11 protein-coding genes are annotated in these 16,499 nt (G+C 70.9%); 2 read left to right on the forward strand and 9 right to left on the reverse strand.

Annotated elements, in window-relative coordinates; translation table 11 throughout:
* Nucleotides 1–121: 121 nt before the first annotated feature.
* The 9 genes from BLR75_RS06715 to glgA all read right to left on the reverse strand — a co-directional run bounded on the left by BLR75_RS06715 (nt 122) and on the right by glgA (nt 14,042).
* The gene (locus tag BLR75_RS06715) at nt 122–1,126 is read right to left on the reverse strand and encodes a lysylphosphatidylglycerol synthase domain-containing protein (RefSeq protein WP_084314334.1); all 1,005 of its coding nucleotides are present in this window, start codon (nt 1,124–1,126) and stop codon (nt 122–124) included.
* Nucleotides 1,123–2,325, reverse strand: coding sequence for a cardiolipin synthase ClsB (gene clsB, locus BLR75_RS06720; RefSeq protein WP_084314335.1), 1,203 nt, complete (start codon nt 2,323–2,325; stop codon nt 1,123–1,125). Before clsB ends, BLR75_RS06715 begins: the two co-directional genes overlap by 4 nt.
* Nucleotides 2,322–3,035, reverse strand: a complete 714-nt coding sequence (locus BLR75_RS06725; RefSeq protein WP_245726118.1) for an endonuclease/exonuclease/phosphatase family protein — start codon at nt 3,033–3,035, stop codon at nt 2,322–2,324. Before BLR75_RS06725 ends, clsB begins: the two co-directional genes overlap by 4 nt.
* A gap of 368 nt (nt 3,036–3,403) precedes the next feature.
* Entirely contained in the window at nt 3,404–5,548 is a 2,145-nt protein-coding gene (glgX, locus tag BLR75_RS06730) for a glycogen debranching protein GlgX (protein WP_084314337.1), read from the reverse strand.
* Nucleotides 5,549–5,564: 16 nt separating this feature from the next.
* Nucleotides 5,565–5,948 carry a DUF2934 domain-containing protein gene (locus tag BLR75_RS06735; RefSeq protein ID WP_084314338.1) on the reverse strand — a complete coding sequence of 128 codons (384 nt, stop codon included), beginning with the start codon at nt 5,946–5,948 and terminating at the stop codon, nt 5,565–5,567.
* 16 nt (nt 5,949–5,964) lie between these two features.
* On the reverse strand, nt 5,965–8,715 hold the full coding sequence (locus BLR75_RS06740; protein ID WP_084314339.1) for a malto-oligosyltrehalose synthase: 2,751 nt from the start codon (nt 8,713–8,715) through the stop codon (nt 5,965–5,967).
* Entirely contained in the window at nt 8,708–10,756 is a 2,049-nt protein-coding gene (gene malQ / locus BLR75_RS06745) for a 4-alpha-glucanotransferase (RefSeq protein WP_084314340.1), read from the reverse strand. The genes BLR75_RS06740 and malQ overlap by 8 nt, the downstream gene beginning before the upstream one ends.
* Entirely contained in the window at nt 10,753–12,501 is a 1,749-nt protein-coding gene (gene treZ / locus BLR75_RS06750; protein WP_084314341.1) for a malto-oligosyltrehalose trehalohydrolase, read from the reverse strand. The genes malQ and treZ overlap by 4 nt, the downstream gene beginning before the upstream one ends.
* On the reverse strand, nt 12,498–14,042 hold the full coding sequence (glgA, locus tag BLR75_RS06755; RefSeq protein WP_084314342.1) for a glycogen synthase GlgA: 1,545 nt from the start codon (nt 14,040–14,042) through the stop codon (nt 12,498–12,500). Before glgA ends, treZ begins: the two co-directional genes overlap by 4 nt.
* Before the next feature lie 589 nt (nt 14,043–14,631).
* On the opposite strand from glgA, the gene BLR75_RS06760 reads away from it, so the two are divergent.
* Entirely contained in the window at nt 14,632–15,741 is a 1,110-nt protein-coding gene (locus BLR75_RS06760; protein ID WP_084314343.1) for a DUF3182 family protein, read from the forward strand.
* A complete protein-coding gene (locus BLR75_RS06765; protein ID WP_084314344.1) occupies nt 15,728–16,483 on the forward strand; it encodes an alpha/beta hydrolase family protein in 756 nt (251 codons plus the stop codon). Before BLR75_RS06760 ends, BLR75_RS06765 begins: the two co-directional genes overlap by 14 nt.
* Nucleotides 16,484–16,499: the final 16 nt, after the last annotated feature.

The raw sequence follows: 16,499 nt of genomic DNA on the forward strand, positions 1-16,499 counted from the left end.
ATGGGATGGCGGATAACGCTGGCGCGTTATGCGCCCTACCCGGACACCCCATGGAAACCGTGTAGGAGCAACTGTCTTTTGGATCCCCGCGTTGTCGATATGGCGCGGGCATGGCCCGCTTCTACGGGGTCTCTACCTTCCGATTCCTCCGGCTCTTCTTCAACCTGCGCGCCCGGCGCTCCAGCCAGAGGTACACGGCGCAGGCCAGCAGCAGCGGCAGCAGGAAGTACAGCGCGCGGTAGCCGATCAGCGCGGCGAGCAGGGTGCCCTTGCTGAACTTGCTGTGCAGCAGGGTGATGAACACGGTTTCCAGCACGCCGAGGCCGGCGGGGATGTGCGCGATCACCCCGGCGATGCTGCTGATCAGCAGGATCGCCAGCACCTCCGGGTAGTGCGCGCGGTCCGGTAGCAGCACGGTGATCAGCAGCGCCATCAGCGACCAGTTGGCGATCCCCAGTCCGGCCTGGAGCAGGGCCACGCGCAGGGTCGGCAGCTTGACCTTGTAGCGCCGCCAGCCCCAGGTGCGGCGGTGGGCGAAGCGGCAGGCCCACAAGTAGAAGGCGCAGACGCCCAGCAGCAGCACGCCGATCGCCTGCAGGCCGGTGTTGCCGATCTTCCAGCCCTCCGGCAGGTCCGGCAGGCCGAGGGCGAACAGGGCGCCGCCGATGAGCATGAAGCCGAACCAGTTGGTGATCATGCTGAAGCTGAGGATGCGGGTGATGTCCGCCACGCTCATGCCGAGCCGCGAGTACAGCCGGTAGCGCAGGGCGACGCCGCCGACCCAGGAGCTCAGGTTGAGGTTGAAGGCATTGCACACGAAGGCCACCGGGAACACCCGCTTCACCGGCAGCGGATGGCCGATGTAGTAGCGGCTCAGCACGTCGTAGCTGCTGAACACCGTGTAGCCGGCGATGCTCACCAGCAGGCCGAGCAGCAGGGTGGTGCGCTTGTATTCGCCGAGGGCGCCGAGCACCTCCTTCCAGTCGATGGTGCGCGCCAGCAGGAACAGCAGCACCGGCAGCAAAAGCAGGAAGCCCCAGGAAAACGCCCGCCGCGCCAGCTTCCAGCGCCGCGCCCTGCGTTCGTCGACGACGTGCCCGCCCGGCGTCTCGCCGATGCTGCTCATAGCGATTGTCCCGAATCCAGCTCGCGGTTCTCCGCGTCGCCCGGCGATTGCAGCCGCTGCCGGTGAGCCGGCAACTGGCCGGCGATGGCCGGGAAGTGGCGCAGGAAGTGGAAGCTGAGGAACACCAGCGGCGCCCGCCACCAGAAGCCGCGCCGCGCCGCCTTGCGGGTGACGCGCCGGCAGCGGCTGGCTGCCAGTTCGGCCAGGTGACGGTCGAGGCCACGGGCGAAGGCCGGGTCGTCGATCAGCAGGTTGCCTTCCAGGTTCAGCGACAGGCTGAGCGGGTCGAGGTTGCTCGAACCCACGGTCGACCAGCGTCCGTCCACCAGCGCCACCTTGCCGTGCAGCGGGCGGTCGCAGTATTCGAAGATCTGCACGCCGTCGCGCAGCAGGGTGTCGTAGAGCAGCTTGCTGCACAGGCGCACCAGCGGCATGTCCGGCAGGCCCTGGAGGATCAGCCGCACCTCGACGCCGCGCTGCGCCGCCCGTCGCAGTTCGCGCAGCAGGCGGTAGCCGGGGAAGAAGTAGGCGTTGGCGATCACCAGCCGCTCCCGCGCGGCGCGGATCGCCAGCAGGTAGTGCGCCTCGATTTCGGTGCGGTGTTCGGTGTTGTCGCGCAGGGCCAGGCGCACCCGGCTGCTGCCGTGCGGCAGCGGGCAGCCGACCAGCGCCGTGCGGCTGCCGGCGCCGTGCTGGTCGAGCAGTTCCAGGCAGGCCTGGCGGATGTCGGCGGCCACCGGCCCGCTGATGAACACCGAGTAGTCCTGCTTGGCCATGGCGCCGAAGTCGGCCAGGTGGTCGGCGCTGAAGTTGATCCCGCCGACGAAGGCGCGGTTGCCGTCGATTACCAGCAATTTGCGGTGCAGGCGGCGGAACAGGTTGGTGCGCATGCCGAACAGGCGCGGACGCGGATCGAACAGGTTGAGCTGTACGCCCGCCGCGGTCAGCCGGTCGATGAAGCCCAGGCCGAGGTCTGCGCTGCCGTAGCCGTCCAGGGTCAGCACCACGCGCACGCCGCGCTGCGCGGCCTCGACCAGCACCCGCTGCAGCGCGCGGCCGACCTTGTCGTCGTAGAGGATGAAGGTCTCCAGCAGCACCTCGTGGCGGGCCGCGGCGATCGCCGAGAAGACCCGGGGAAAGAATTCCTCGCCGTTGATCAGCAGTTCGACGTGGTTGCCATCGCGCCAGTCGTACCTCATAGGCGTACCTCCACGGCCAGTGGCAGGTGATCGGAAAGGTGCGGCCAGGGTCGCCGCGACAGCACCCGTGGCTCGTGGGCGCTGAGATTGCGCAGGTAGATGCGGTCCAGGCGCAGCACCGGCAGGCGCGCCGGGAAGCTGCGCGGCGGCCCGCCGAACGCGGCGAACGCCTCGCGCAGGCCGCAGCGGCCGAGCACGCGGCCGGCGCGGCAGCGCCAGTCGTTGAAGTCGCCGGCGACGATCAGCGGCTCCTCGATCGGCAGCTCGCCGACCAGCCGGCAGAGCAGTTCCAGCTGCTGCCGGCGCTGCGCCTCGAACAGGCCGAGATGCACGCAGATGGCGTGCAGCGTGGCCTGCAGCCCCGGCAGCTGCAGCTCGGCATGCAGCAGGCCGCGCTCTTCGTGGCCCTGCACCGAGATATCGAGGTTGCGATAGGCGCGGATCGGAAATTTCGACAGCAGCGCGTTGCCGTGGTGGCCCTGCGGGTACACCGCGTTCTGCCCGTAGGCGTACTGCGGCCACATGCTGTCGGCGAGGAACTCGTAGTGCGGCGCCGTCGGCCAGTCGGCGTGACGGCCGGCGTGCAGGCTGTGCTCGCCGTGGACCTCCTGGAGGAACACCAGGTCGGCGCCGGTGGAGCGCACCGCCTCGCGCAGCTCGGGGAGGATGAAGCGCCGGTTGAACGCGGCGAAGCCCTTGTGGATGTTCATGGTCAGCACCTTCAGCGAACACTCCGCCAGGGCGGCGCTGGTGGCGCTGACGGCTTCGCTGCGCTGGCCGATCCCGTTCGCGCCGCTCATGAAGCCTCCTTCGATCGCTGACTGATTCGGATGCCTTCGCTGGGGCACCTATAGATTCGGACTGGAATGATGGCCTGACCGTTCAGGCGGATTCAGTCCGTTTGTCGAGGGGAGAGGATTGGCGGCATTGGCGCGGGGACGCGGGAGCGTCCGGGGATGCATTCCCACGCGGGAGCGTGGGAACGATGGGCGACGGTGTTGCCGGCTGGCGTAGGGTGGATGAGGCTCTTTTCATCCACCATTGCGCGGCCATGGTGGATCGGTGGAGCCGATCCACCCTATGGGGCTTCCTCCTCCCGCTCCAGCACGAACAGCAGGAGCGAGCGGCCGCCGACACGGAATTGCCTGCCGAAGGCCAGCGCCTCGCCTTCGCGCAGGTCCGGGTGGCGGGTGTCGATCAGGCAGTGCCAGGCGCTGCCCTGGGCGACTTCCGGGAGGCGGAATTCGACCACGTCGTGGTGGGCGTTGAGCACCAGCAGCAGGGTGGCGTCGCCGCCCTTGCGGAGGATGCCGGTGGGCTGGGCGCGGCCGTCCATGAGCATGCCGAGGCAGCGGGCGTGGCCGTCGTGCCAGTGTTCCTCGGTCATCTCGTCGCCGTTGGGGGCGAGCCAGGTGACGTCCTTGACGCCCAGTGCCTCGTTGTAGTCGCCGACCAGGAAGCGCTCGCGGCGGAGGATCGGGTAGGCGCGGCGCAGGCGGATCAGGCGGCGGACGAAGGCGTACAGTTCGTGGCCTTCCTCGTCGACGTTCCAGTCGATCCAGCTCAGTTCGTTGTCCTGGCAGTAGACGTTGTTGTTGCCCTTCTGCGTGCGGCCGAACTCGTCGCCGGCGAGCAGCATCGGCGTGCCCTGGGCGAGCAGCAGGGTGGCCAGCAGGTTGCGCATCTGCCGCAGGCGCAGCTGGCGGATCTGCGGATCGTCGCTGGGGCCTTCGCAGCCGTGGTTCCACGAGCGGTTGTCGTTGTGGCCGTCGGCGTTGTCCTCGCCGTTGGCCTGGTTGTGCTTGTGGTCGTAGGAGACCAGGTCGCGCAGGGTGAAGCCGTCGTGGGCGGTGACGAAGTTGACCGAGGCCTGCGGGCGCCGGCCGCGGCGGTCGAACAGGTCGCCGGAGGCGGTCAGGCGCCGGGCCAGGTCCGGCAGCTGGCCCTCGTCGCCGCGCCAGAAGCTGCGCACGGTGTCGCGGAAGCGGTCGTTCCACTCCACCCAGCCGGGCGCGAAGCCGCCGACCTGGTAGCCGCCGGGGCCGCAGTCCCAGGGTTCGGCGATCAGCTTGCGATGGCTCAGCACCGGGTCCTGGCGGCAGGCGACGAGAAAGCTGTGGCGCTCGTCGAAGCCCTCGGCGTAGCGCCCGAGGATGGTCGCCAGGTCGAAGCGGAAGCCGTCCACGCGCATTTCCGTGGCCCAGTAGCGCAGCGAGTCGGTGACCATCTGCAGCACGCAGGGATGGCTCAGGTCGAGGGTGTTGCCGGTGCCGGAATCGTTGACGTAGTAGCGCTTCTCGTCGGCCTGCAGGCGGTAGTAGGAGACGTTGTCGATGCCGCGCATGCACAGCGTCGGGCCGAGCTCGTTGCCTTCGGCGGTGTGGTTGTAGACCACGTCGAGGATCAGTTCGAGGCCGGCGTCGTGCAGGTGCGCGACCATCTCCTTGAACTCGTTGACGTGGCCGCTGGCGAGGTAGCGGGCCTGGGGCGCGAAGAAGGCGATGCTGTTGTAGCCCCAGTAGTTGTTCATGCCCTTTTCCAGCAGGTGCTTGTCGTCGAGGAAGGCATGCACGGGCAGCAGCTCGATACTGGTCACCCCGAGTTCGCGGATGTGCCTGAGCAGCTCGGCGTTCATCAGCCCGGCGCAGGTGCCGCGCAGGCGTTCCGGCACCGCCGGATGCAGCATGCTGATGCCGCGCAGGTGCGCCTCGTAGATCACCGTGTGGTCCCAGGGCACCCGCACCGGCAGTTGTTCGCCCCAGGTGAAGGCCGGGTCGATGACCTTCGACTTGGGCACGAAGGCCGCGCTGTCGCGCTCGTCGAAGCTGAGGTCGGCGTCCGCCGAGCCGATGGTGTAGCCGAACAGCGCCTCCGACCAGCGCAGGCTGCCGACCAGCTGCTTGGCATAGGGGTCGATCAGCAGCTTGTTCGGGTTGAAGCGGTGGCCGGCGCGCGGCTCGTAGGGACCGTGCACGCGGTAGCCGTAGATCTGCCCCGGATGGGCGTCGGGCAGGTAGCCGTGCCAGATCTCGTTGCTGTACTCGGGCAGCTCGATGCGTTCCAGTTCGCGCCGGCCCTCGCTGTCGAACAGGCACAGCTCGACTTTGGTGGCATGGGCGGAGAACAGCGCGAAATTGACCCCTAGGCCATCCCAGGTCGCCCCCAGCGGATAGGGATGGCCCTCGCTGACCCGCGACTGCGAGCGTGCCTTGGCTGTGCGCATGGGCCGGCTCCCTCGCTCACTCATCCGCTATTTTCGGCCGGCGGCGCGTGGCCGGCCCGGGCGCGGCCGGCGCTTCGGCGACGACCTTGGCGCTGCGTTTCGGCTTCGAAGCCCCGGGCTCGGCCGGGGTTTCCGGATCGGCCTTGGGCAGCTTGCCCTTGCGCCGCGGCGGCTCCTGCAGGATCGCCGGCTTGTCCGGTTCCTCCCGGGCCGGCTTGCGCTGGCGCGGCGGGACCTTCTTCGGCGCGTCTTCCGGCTTCGGCGCGCTGCCCGCCGTGGATTCGGCCTCGACCAGGCTGCGCGCCATCTCCCAGTGGCGGTCCGCCTGGCCGTGGGGGCGGCCCTCGGACTCCCAGATCTGGTAGGCGAATTCGCGGATGCGTTGTTCGTCGTTCTTCATGCGGGCTACTCCTTGGTCATTCGCTGGAATACAGGAGGTTCACCGGGAAATTCCGCAGCACCTCGGCAATCGGCAGGCGGCCGTCCTCGTCCTGCACTTCCTCGCCGGCGAAGAGCCCGGCGAAGCGGCGCCCGGCCAGGGCGGCGGGCAGCAGCAGTTCGGTATCGCCCCAGCGCTGCGCCGGCACCTGGGGCAGCGGCTGGTCGCCGAGCAGGCCGGCGGCCAGGCGCGGCACCACCACCAGCAGGCTGCGGCCAGCGTGGCTGCGGGCGAAGGCCAGCAGGCGGCCGGCCTGTTCGCCGCGCAGTTGCAGCGGCTGGTAGTCGCCCTCGCGGAACAGCGCCGGATGCCGCTTGCGCAGCCCCAGCGCGCGGGCGATCAGCGCCTGCTTGATGCGCCCGTCGCGCCAGGCGGCGAGCAGCGCGGGCATTGGTTCTCCCTCCTGCAGGGCGCGGCTGCGGGCGGCGAAATCCGGCTGCCGGCGGTTGTCCGGGTCGACCAGGCTGAAGTCCCAGAAGTCGCAGCCCTGGTAGAGGTCCGGCACGCCGGGCACGCTGTAGCGCAGCAGGGCCTGGGCCAGGCTGTTGAGCGCACCGGCCGGCATCAGGCTGTTCGCCGCTTCGGCGAGGGCGCGGCGCAGCGGCAGGCCGGCAGCATCCAGCAGCAGGGCGTGGACGAAGGCGGCGCAGGCGTTCTCGTAGGGCTCGTCGGGCGCGCTCCAGTCGCTGCGCAGCCTGGCCTCGCGCAGGGCCTTGCGCTGCCATTGGGCGATGCGCTGGTGGAAGGCGTCGAGGCCCGGCGCATCGTCCGGCGCCAGGTCCATGGGCCAGGCGCCGAGCAGGCACTGGTAGAGGATCGCCTCGTCGCCGCCGCTCGGCGCGTGCTGGCCGTCGATCATCCGGCGCAGCGGCGCGGCCAGCTCCCGCCAGCTGTCCAGCGCCTCGGCGAACCAGCCGGCGCGCTCGCTGAGCACGGCGAGGCGCGCGCGGCTGTCCTCGCCGCGCTTGTGGTCGTGGGTGGCGCCGGCGAGGAGGGTGTCGGGGAAGCTGTCCCGGCGCTCGGCGCAGGCCTGGTGGAAGGCTTCCGCCGGGGCGCTGAAGCGCTGCGGATCGAAGCCCACCTCGTTGCGCGCCAGGGACACCGCCGAGCGGTAGAAGGCGGTGTCCTCCACCGCCTTGGCCGCCGCCGGCGAGGTGAGCTGCTGGAAGCGCGCGAGGATGCGCCAGCGCAGGCGCCGCAACTGGCCCGGCGGCAGGTCGCGCAGGGGCTCGCCGCCGAGCCAGCGGTCGAGCCAGTCCAGCACCCGCCGGTCCGCTTCGCCGAGATGCGCCTCCGCTTCCCGGCGCGCCTCGTCGAACCAGCGCCGGTCCTCGGCGGAACGCCCGAGGACGCCGGCATAGGTGCGGTACACCGGGAACGCCGCGATCAGCTGGAACAGCGCGCGGCGGATCGCGCCGAGCGGCAGGTCGCGGCTGAACACGTCGGCGCGGGCGATCTGCAGCAGACCCAGGGCGACGCTTTCCAGATCGCCGGCCAGGGAGGTCTGCAGGACCAGCTCGCGGGCCTCGCGGATTTCGTCGGCGAAGCGCTCGCTGCGTCCGCTGAGGCGCCGCCAGAGCCCGGCCAGCGGCAGCTCGCCGAGCGGGTCGTGCTGCAGCAGGGAAACCTGGTTCATGAACTCGTAGCCGGTGCTGCCATCCACCTGCCAGTCGCCGGCCAGCCGTTCGCCGGGGCCGAGGATCTTCTCCACGTGGATCGGCAGGTGGCGTCCGGCCAGCGCGTCGCAGCGGCGGCGCAGGCGCCGGCAGTAGTGGCGCGGATCGGCCAGGCCATCGATGTGGTCGATGCGCAGGCCGTCGATCAGCCCTTCGCCGATCAGGCGGAACAGGCAGCCGTGGCTGGCTTCGAACACGTCGCCGCGTTCGGCGCGCAGGCCGACCAGTTCGTTGATGTCGAAGAAGCGCCGCCAGTTGAGGTCGTCCGCCGCGGTGCGCCAGTTGGCCAGGCGGTAGTGCTGGATTTCCAGCAGCTGGTGCAGCGGCCACCAGTGCGCGCCCTCGGCCACCCGGTAGGGGCGCAGCACGGCGTCGAGGCGCGCCTCGTCGAGCAGCGCCGCCAGTTCCTCGCACAGCGCGGCGGCGGCCTCGCGGGCCTGGGGGTTGCCGGCCAGCTCGGCGAAGCGCTGGGCGAGGCGGCGCAGCTCGGCGTCCTCGCCGTGGTTCAGCAGCAGGTCGTAGCTGTCCGGGCAGAGCGGGAAGCGCAGCGCGCCGAGGCTGACGTGGAAGCGCCCGCGCCCGCGGTCGAAGTGCACGCCGATGGCGCCGCCGGCCAGCACCTCGCCATAGTCGTCGGGCAGGCAGGGCAGCAGCACCTGGTCGCGCAGCAGCGGGTCGGCGCTGTGCCAGTGGATGTCGAAGAAACTCGCGTAGGGACTGGCGCGGCCCCATTCCAGCACGTCCTGCCACCAGGGATTGGCCGCGCCGATGCCCATGTGGTTGGACACCAGGTCGACGATCAGGCCCATGCCGCGCTCGCGCAGGCCGGCGACCAGGCGGCGCAGGGCGGGCTCGCCGCCGAGTTCCGGGTTGATCCGCGTCGGGTCGACCACGTCATAGCCGTGGGATGAGCCCGGCTGCGCGGTGAGCAGCGGCGAGGCGTAGACATGGCTGACGCCGAGGGCGGTGAAATGGTCCAGCAGCGGCACGGCGTCGTCGAGCGTGAAGCCGGCATGGAACTGCAGGCGCAGGGTGGCGCGCAGCTCAGTCATGCCGCGGCTCCGCATGGCGGCGGGCGGCGTCCAGGCGCTGCAGGCGGGCGGCGACTTCGGGGCTGTCGAGCATCTGCGCCGCCGGCGTCGGCCAGCGCCGCCGCCAGTTGGGGTGGGTGTCGCCGGGGCCCGGCAGGTTCGGCTGCTCGTCGCTGGCGAGGGCGTCTTCCAGCGGCAGCAGCACCAGCGGCGCCGGGGTCGCGCCGAGGAAGCCGGCGGCGGCCTCCACCGGCCCGTCGTGCTCGCCCTGGTAGCCGCGCAGCGCGGCCAGCAGGCCGTGGCGTTCCGCCTCGCGCAGGTGCCGCTCGCCGGCGGCGACTTCCGGCGCGTAGTGGTTGCTCAGCTCGCGCCATTCGATGTCGCGCCCGCGCAGCCAGCCTTCCAGCGGCGGCAGGTCATGGGTGGTGCTGGTGGCCAGGGCCTCGGCGGACCAGTGCTGCGGGGCGATGAAATGCCCGCCGTGCTGCTCGAACAGCAGCACCCGGGTGCCGAGGATGCCGCGCCAGGCGAGGGTTTCGCGCAGGCCCTCGGGGATGGTGCCGAGGTCCTCGCCGATGATCAGCGCGCGGGCGCGGCTGGCCTCCAGGCAGATCAGGCGGAGCAGGTCGTGCATCGGGTATTCCAGGTAGGCGCCGGCCTCCGCCGATGCGCCGCGCGGGATCAGCCACAGCCGGCGCAGGCCGATGGCATGGTCGATGCGCAGGCCGCCGACGTGCGCGAGATTGGCCCGCAGCATCTCGATGAAGCCGCGGAAGCCGTGGCGGCGCAGGCCGTCCGGGCTGAAGGCGGAAAGCCCCCAGCTCTGCCCGGAACGGTTGAGGATGTCCGGCGGCGCGCCGACGCTGACGCCGCTGAGCAGTTCGTCCTGGCGCGACCAGGCCTGGCTGCCGGCCGGGTCGGCGCCCACCGCCAGGTCGGCGATCAGGCCGATGCCCATGCCGGCCTCGCGGCCGACCCGCTGCGCGCGGTGCAGGCTGCGCGCGGCCAGCCACTGGGCGAACAGCTGGTAGCCGATCTCGGCTTCCTCCGCGGCGATGAAACTCTGCACCAGCGGGCTGTACGGCGTCTGGTACTCGGCCGGCCAGTTGCGCCAGTCCAGCCCGTCGCCGGCGGCGCGGCGGCGTTCCTGCAGGACCTGGAAGGCGCAGTGGTGCATCAGCGCCTCGCCACCCTGGACGCGGAACTGGGCGAAGTCCTGCTGCAGTTCTTCCGGGCCGTGGCGGAATTCCATGTGCAGCTGGCGCAGCAGGCGCTCGCGCACCACCGACACCGCCGGCCAGTCGATCAGCGCCAGGCTTTCCAGCCGGCGCATCTCTTCGGCCAGGCCGCAGCTGGCGATGGCCCGCTGCACCGCTGCGGCGCCGAACAGGTCTTCCGGCGCCGCGTGCAGCTCGTTGAAGAACAGCCGGCTGGACGGCGAATAGGGGCTGTAGGCCTGCCGCGCGGCGGCGAACATGGCGTGCAGCGGGCTGATCGCCAGCGCGTCGGCGCCGTGCCGGGCGGCGCTGCGCAGCAGGTCCTGCAGCGCGCCGAGGTCGCCGAGGCCGCCGTCGTGCTCGCGGCGCAGCGAGTAGACCTGCGCGGCGAGGCCCCAGACGCGCTGTCGGCCGCCGCACAGCTCGGCCACCGTAGGGCAGCGCGGCGGCGTCACCGCCAGCGCCAGCTGCGCATCGCCGATGCGCAGCTGGTGGTAGCCGCACTGCTGCTGCGGCGGCAGGCGGCCCTGGTCGTCGAGGCGGCCGTCAATGCGGCTGCCGTCCTCCAGTTGCAGCTGGAACGGGCTGTCGCCGAGGAAGCGGTCGTCGAGGTCCAGCGGCGCACCGCGGTCGACGGTCAGCAGCGCCGGCGGCGCCGCCTGCCGATGGCGCACCTCGGCGAGGCTGCGGGCGATCTGTTCCGGGCTCTGCGCCGGGAAGCCGAGGGCTTCCAGCAGGGCGCGCTGCACCTCCGGGGAAACCCGTTGCGGCTGGTGGTCGGCGCTGGTCCAGTCGAGGTGTATGCCGACCGCCTGGGCCAGCGAAGCGAGGCAGGCATCTGTCATTGTGGAGACTCCATGCTGACGGCAATGCTCCCGGACGGCAGGCGGCCGGCGCGGTACTGCCCGACGTCCAGTCCTTCATGAAAGACCAGGGCGGCGCGGGCCGGTAGCGCTTTCACCGCGACCGCGGCCTCGCCCAGGTTGAAGTCGATGCGCAACCGGCTGCCATCGCCCAGGCGCCAGGCCGCGCTGATCGCGCCGTCGCCCAGCACCTCCGCGCCGAGGGCGCGGCTGCCCGGCAGGCGCGGGACTATCTGCCCGTGGCGCAGCGCCAGCAGGCGCCGGTAGTGCGCTCGCCAGCCGGCGTCGCCCTGCGCGGACATGGGCCGCGAGGCGGCGAAGGTTTCCTCGGCGTTGGGATCGGCAATCCGCTGCAGCGCATCGGCGTCGGCGAAGCGGCCGAATTCGCGGAACTCCGCGCGCCGGCCTTCGCGCACCGCGTCGGCCAGGTCGCCGTGGAAGTCGGTGAAGTAGAGGAACGGCCGGCGCTCGCCCCAGTCCTCGCCCATGAACAGCAGCGGGATCATCGGGCAGAGCAGCTGCAGGGCGACGCAGATGCGCAGCGGTTCGGGCCGCACCAGGGAGATCAGGCGTTCGCCGAAGGCGCGGTTGCCGACCTGGTCGTGGTTCTGCAGGAAGCTGACGAAGGCCGTCGGCGGCAGCCCGGCGCTGGGTTCGCCGCGCGGCTGGCCGCGCCGGTCGGGCTCGCCCTGGTAGGCGAAGCCCTCGCCGAGGCAGCGCGCCAGGTGCCGGGTCGGCTGCTCGGCGAAGTCGGCGTAGTAGCCTTCGCGCTCGCCGGTGAGCAGGGCGTGCAGGGCGTTGTGCAGGTCGTCGTTCCACTGCGCGTCGAAGCCCTCGCGCAGCAGACTGGCCTGGTTGTCCTCGTTCTCCAGCACCAGGTGCACGTGGCGGCCGTCGACCGATTCGCGCACCCGCGCGGCCAGTTCGACGAGGAAGTCCTTCTCGCCGATGGCATGCACCGCGTCCAGGCGCAGGCCGTCGACCCGGTAGTCGTTGAGCCACATCAGCGCGTTGTCGATGAAGAAGTCGCGCACCTCGCGGCGGCGGAAATCGATGGCGTTGCCCCAGGGCGTGTGCAGGTCGTCGCGGAAGAAGGCGCCGGCGTAGTGGCCGAGGTAGTTATCCTGCGGGCCGAAGTGGTTGTAGACGACGTCGACGAAGACCATCAGGCCGAGGCCGTGGGCGCGGTCGATCAGGTGCTTGAGGGCGTCCGGGCTGCCGTAGACGCTGGCCGGGGCGAACGGCAGCACGCCGTCGTAGCCCCAGTTGCGGCGGCCGGGGAAGGCGCCCAGCGGCATCAGCTCGACGGCGGTGACGCCCAGTTCGGCCAGCGCGGGGAGGAAGGCTTCCAGCGCGGCGAAGCCGTCGAACAGGCCGACGTGCAGCTCGTAGAGCACCGTCTCGTGCCAGGGCCGGCCGCGCCAGTTTTCGACCTGCCAGCGGTAGGCGGCATGGTCGAGCACCAGGCTGGCATCCTGCACGCCGCCGGCCTGGGCGCGGGCCGCCGGGTCGGCCACGCGCAGGCGGTCGTCGATGAGGAAGCGGTAGGCGGCGCCGTCGCCACAGGCATGTTCGCCGACGAACCAGCCGTCGCCGTCGGGGCGCAGGTCGAGCAGTTCGCCGTCGGCCAGTTCCAGCCGGACCGTCGCGGCATCCGGCGCCCACAGCGCGAAGCGCGTGCCGCCGCCTGGCAGCGGCTGCGCTCCGGCCTGGCGCCAGGCGGTCATCGCGCCATGGCGCCGGCGTGGCGGGCGGCGCGCCGCAGCAGGTTCGAGTACAGGTGCGCGTAGGGCTCCACCGACTGGTCCCACTGCTGCGGCGCCTCCATGGCCTTGCAGCGCATGGCGTTGAGCAGCTCGGGATGGCGGTAGATGTTCAGCGCGCGGCGCACCGCGTCGAAGTAGCTGGCCGGGTTTTCCTCGCGGAACAGGAAGCCGGTCACGCCGTCCTCGATGGTGTCGGCCAGGCCGCCGGTGCTGCGCGCGATGGGCAGCGAGCCGAAGCACTGCGCGTACATCTGGCTCAGGCCGCAGGGCTCGTAGCGCGACGGCATGAGCAGGAAGTCGCTGCCGGCGAACATGCGCCGCGCCTCGGTCTCGCAGAAGCCGACGTGCACGCCGACGCGGCCCTTGTGGCGGCTGCCGAGTTCCAGCATGGCGTCTTCCAGTTCCGGCTCGCCGCGGCCGATCACCACCAGCCGGCCGCCGGCGTCGACGATGTCGTCGGTGATGGCCAGGGTCAGGTCGACGCCTTTCTGCTGCACCAGGCGCGACACCACGGCGAACAGCGGGCCGGTGCCGGGGCACAGGCCGAAGCGCTGTTCCACGTAGTCGGCGTTGGCGCGCTTGCCGGCCATGCGCCGCGTATCGAAGCCCTCGACCAGGTGCGGATCGGCGTTCGGCTGCCAGCTGCCGTCGATGCCGTTGGTGATGCCGCTGAGCTGGCCGCGGTCGCGGCGGTAGGCGAGGATGCCCTGCATGCCGCAGCCGAATTCCTCGGTGGTGATCTCGCGGGCGTAGGTCTCGCTCACCGTGGTGATGTGGCTGGCGTGGGCGATGCCGGCCTTGAGGAAGGACAGCCTGCCGTAGAACTCGGCGCTTTCCGGCAGCGCGGCTTCGTCCGGCAGGCCCAGCTCGGCGCGGCAGGCCAGCGGGTAGCAGCCCTGGTAGGCGAGGTTGTGGATGGTCAGGATGCTCGGCGTCGCCTGGCCGCGCCAGGCCATGTAGGCCGGGGCGAGGGCGCTGGGCCAGTCGTTGACGTGCAGCAGGTCCGGGCACCAGCCCAGCTCGCCGAAACCGGCGGCGAGGTCGGCGGCGGCCAGGCTGAGGCGGGCGAAGCGGATGTGGTTGTCCGCCCAGTCGCCGCCGTGCAGGTCGCCGTAGGGCGTGCCGGGGCGGTCATAGAGTTCCGGGCAGATCAGCACGTACACCGGCAGGCCGTCGTCGAGGACGATCTCGCCGATCTCGCAGCCGGGAATCGCGGCCAGGCCGGGCAGGCGGCCGATCACCCGGCAGTCGCGGCCGCAGTCGAGGACCTGGCGGTAGCCGGGAATCAGCACGCGGATGTCGTGGTGCTGCATGAGCGCACGGGGCAGGGCGGCGGAGACGTCGCCCAGTCCGCCGGCCTTGATGAAATCGGTGAACTCCGGCGTGACGAACAGTATCTTGCTGCGCTGCTGCGGAGGCAGCCCTTCCACGGGATGGAGAAAGGGCGGAAGGCCCTGGGAACGGGTGTCTTGCAGTCTTGCGCTAGCCGACAGGTTGCCCATGTGCATCTCCTCTGTGTACTTCCGGTCCCGGCATTTCCTGCCGGACCTTAGGTGTTCTGTGCCGCTTCCGGTCGTTCCTTGTGGAGGAAGACCGTGCGCAGGCGGTGAGGTTTGGTTTTTCTTCCCGGCTGCCTGAGGAGCAGCCGGTGAAAGGTGGCGCCGGGTCGCTGGCAACGGCTGAAGCAAATGCCCCGCCATGTCATGGGATGGGAATGACCGATCGTCGGCGGATGCACGGAGCCGGGATCGTGGGCCGGTTTCCCTGTCAGCGGCCTGGACAGCAGAGAAAAAAGCTTGCATCTCCCGTACCAGTTCGTGGGAAATCTCAAGTCATTGAAAACCCTGAAAATGACAGTTCGATGATGGCGGTTCGCGACGAGCGATCTGCACGATCGACGGCTATCCGTCGGGCATTCTGCAGGCGTCCCCGGCGGCGCCGGTGCAACGTCAGCGAGGCCGTCGCGACAGCGTTTCCGCCGCCGGCGGCTTCGTCGATCCCGTAGAACTCCTGCCCGGCACGCGAGTCGAGTGTTGAGTGCCACACACCAGTGCAGCAGTGGTGCGTCCCTGGGCAAAAGGAGGGCATGGCATGATCGATGCCACGAACGACCGGCTGGTGGTCGCCTGGTCGATGAACGACGACGCCGCGCCGGACGAGGTGCGCAGCAACCTGGCCCTGGCCGCCTGGCTGGCCGAAGTGCAGGGCCTGGAGTTCGGCGGCGCCTACGATCCGCTCGCGCATGCGTCGCGGCGGCTCTACTGGGTGCCGACGCAGACCCTGGTGGGGCCGGCGATGCTCAAGCGGACCGGCGTGCACGGCCCGCTGGACCTGTTCGGCGGCTACGTCGAGCACGCCTTCATCGCCAGCAAGGCCATCGCCCATCCGCTGGTGCAGCGGCCCTCCGCCGTGCCCAAGGGCTGGAACGCGACCTTCGCCGAGCGGGTGCGCGACGTGGTGCTCGATGGCTGCACGGTGTTCCGCCGTTCCGACGCCATGCGCGCCGGCAGCGCCCGGCTGGCCGAGGGGCCGCTGCGGCTGAAGCCGGTCGGCGCCTGCGGCGGCCACGGCCAGCGGGTGGCGAAGGATGCCGACGAGCTGGCCGAGGCGCTGGACGGCTACGACGACGTGCTGCTGGAGGAGGGCCTGGTGCTGGAGCAGGACCTCGCCGAGGTCGACACCCACAGCGTCGGCCAGGTGCTGATCAACGGCTTCCTGATGAGCTACCACGGCCACCAGAGCCAAGCCAGCCAGGCCAGCGGCGAATCGGTGTACGGCGGTTCCGACCTGCTGCTGGTGCGTGGCGACTTCGACAGCCTGCTGGCCCTCGACCTGGCCGCCGAGGTGCGCCTGGCCATCGAGCAGGCGCGCATCTTCGACGTGGCCGCGCACCAGCAATTCCCGCGCTTCTTCGCCTCGCGGCGCAACTACGACATCGCCCGCGGCATCGACCACCGCGGCCGCCGGCGCAGCGGGGTGCTGGAGCAGTCGTGGCGCATCGGCGGCGCGTCGAGCGCGGAGATCGCCGCGCTGGAAGCCTTCGTCGCCGACCCCGGATTGCACGCGGTGCGCGCCTCGTCCTTCGAGACGCGGCAGGACAAGACCCTGCCGCCCGGCGCCCGGGAGATCTACCGCGGCAGCGACGCGGCGGGCGGATTCCTTCTCAAGTACGCCATGGTGGAGACCCATGTCAGCGACTAGCGAAACCATCGACATAGAAGTCGAAAGCAGCCGCCTGGCCGGCAATTTCCTCAGCCCGCGCACCCATGTGCCGGGCGTGCTGTTCGTCCACGGCTGGGGCGGCAGCCAGCAGCGCGACCTGAAGCGCGCCCGCGGCATCGCCGGGCTCGGCTGCGTCTGCCTGACCTTCGACCTGCGCGGACACGGCGCCGAGGAAGGCCGCCGCGCCTGGATCACCCGCGAGGACAACCTGCGCGACCTGCTCGCCGCCTACGACCGGCTGGTGGCGCATCCGCAGATCGACCCCAACGCGGTGGCGGTGGTCGGCACCAGCTACGGCGGCTATCTCGCCGCCATCCTCAGCGAACTGCGCAAGGTGCGCTGGCTGGCGCTGCGCGTGCCGGCCATCTACCGCGACGAGGACTGGCTGGTGCCCAAGCGCGACCTGCCGCGCGACGACCTGATGGAGTACCGCTCCACGCGCATTCCGGCGGCCAGCAACCGCGCGCTGCGCGCCTGCGCCTCGTTCACCGGCGACGTGCTGGTGGTCGAGTCGGAGCACGACATCCACGTGCCCCACGCGACCATCCTGAGCTACCGCGCGGCGTTCCAGCAGACCCACTCGATGACCCACCGGATCATCGATGCCGCCGATCACGAACTGAGCACCGAGCAGGCCCAGGATGCCTATACCGACATCCTGGTGCGCTGGATCACCGAGATGGTGGTGGGCGAGCGGGCCAGCCGGGTGATCATCGGCTGAGCGCTGCGCCCGGGCG

This window comes from Pseudomonas jinjuensis (assembly GCF_900103845.1).
GTDB classification, from domain to species: domain Bacteria; phylum Pseudomonadota; class Gammaproteobacteria; order Pseudomonadales; family Pseudomonadaceae; genus Pseudomonas; species Pseudomonas jinjuensis.

Bases quoted from the DNA above. Each gene is read 5' to 3' on its own strand.
- clsB (WP_084314335.1), bottom strand. From the start codon at position 2,325: ATGAGGTACGACTGGCGCGATGGCAACCACGTCGAACTGCTGATCAAC.
- glgX (WP_084314337.1), bottom strand. From the start codon at position 5,548: ATGCGCACAGCCAAGGCACGCTCGCAGTCGCGGGTCAGCGAGGGCCAT.
- BLR75_RS06760 (WP_084314343.1), top strand. From the start codon at position 14,632: ATGATCGATGCCACGAACGACCGGCTGGTGGTCGCCTGGTCGATGAAC.
- glgA (WP_084314342.1), bottom strand. From the start codon at position 14,042: ATGGGCAACCTGTCGGCTAGCGCAAGACTGCAAGACACCCGTTCCCAG.
- BLR75_RS06715 (WP_084314334.1), bottom strand. From the start codon at position 1,126: ATGAGCAGCATCGGCGAGACGCCGGGCGGGCACGTCGTCGACGAACGC.
- BLR75_RS06735 (WP_084314338.1), bottom strand. From the start codon at position 5,948: ATGAAGAACGACGAACAACGCATCCGCGAATTCGCCTACCAGATCTGG.
- BLR75_RS06765 (WP_084314344.1), top strand. From the start codon at position 15,728: ATGTCAGCGACTAGCGAAACCATCGACATAGAAGTCGAAAGCAGCCGC.
- BLR75_RS06740 (WP_084314339.1), bottom strand. From the start codon at position 8,715: ATGACTGAGCTGCGCGCCACCCTGCGCCTGCAGTTCCATGCCGGCTTC.
- malQ (WP_084314340.1), bottom strand. From the start codon at position 10,756: ATGACAGATGCCTGCCTCGCTTCGCTGGCCCAGGCGGTCGGCATACAC.
- treZ (WP_084314341.1), bottom strand. From the start codon at position 12,501: ATGACCGCCTGGCGCCAGGCCGGAGCGCAGCCGCTGCCAGGCGGCGGC.
- BLR75_RS06725 (WP_245726118.1), bottom strand. From the start codon at position 3,035: ATGAACATCCACAAGGGCTTCGCCGCGTTCAACCGGCGCTTCATCCTC.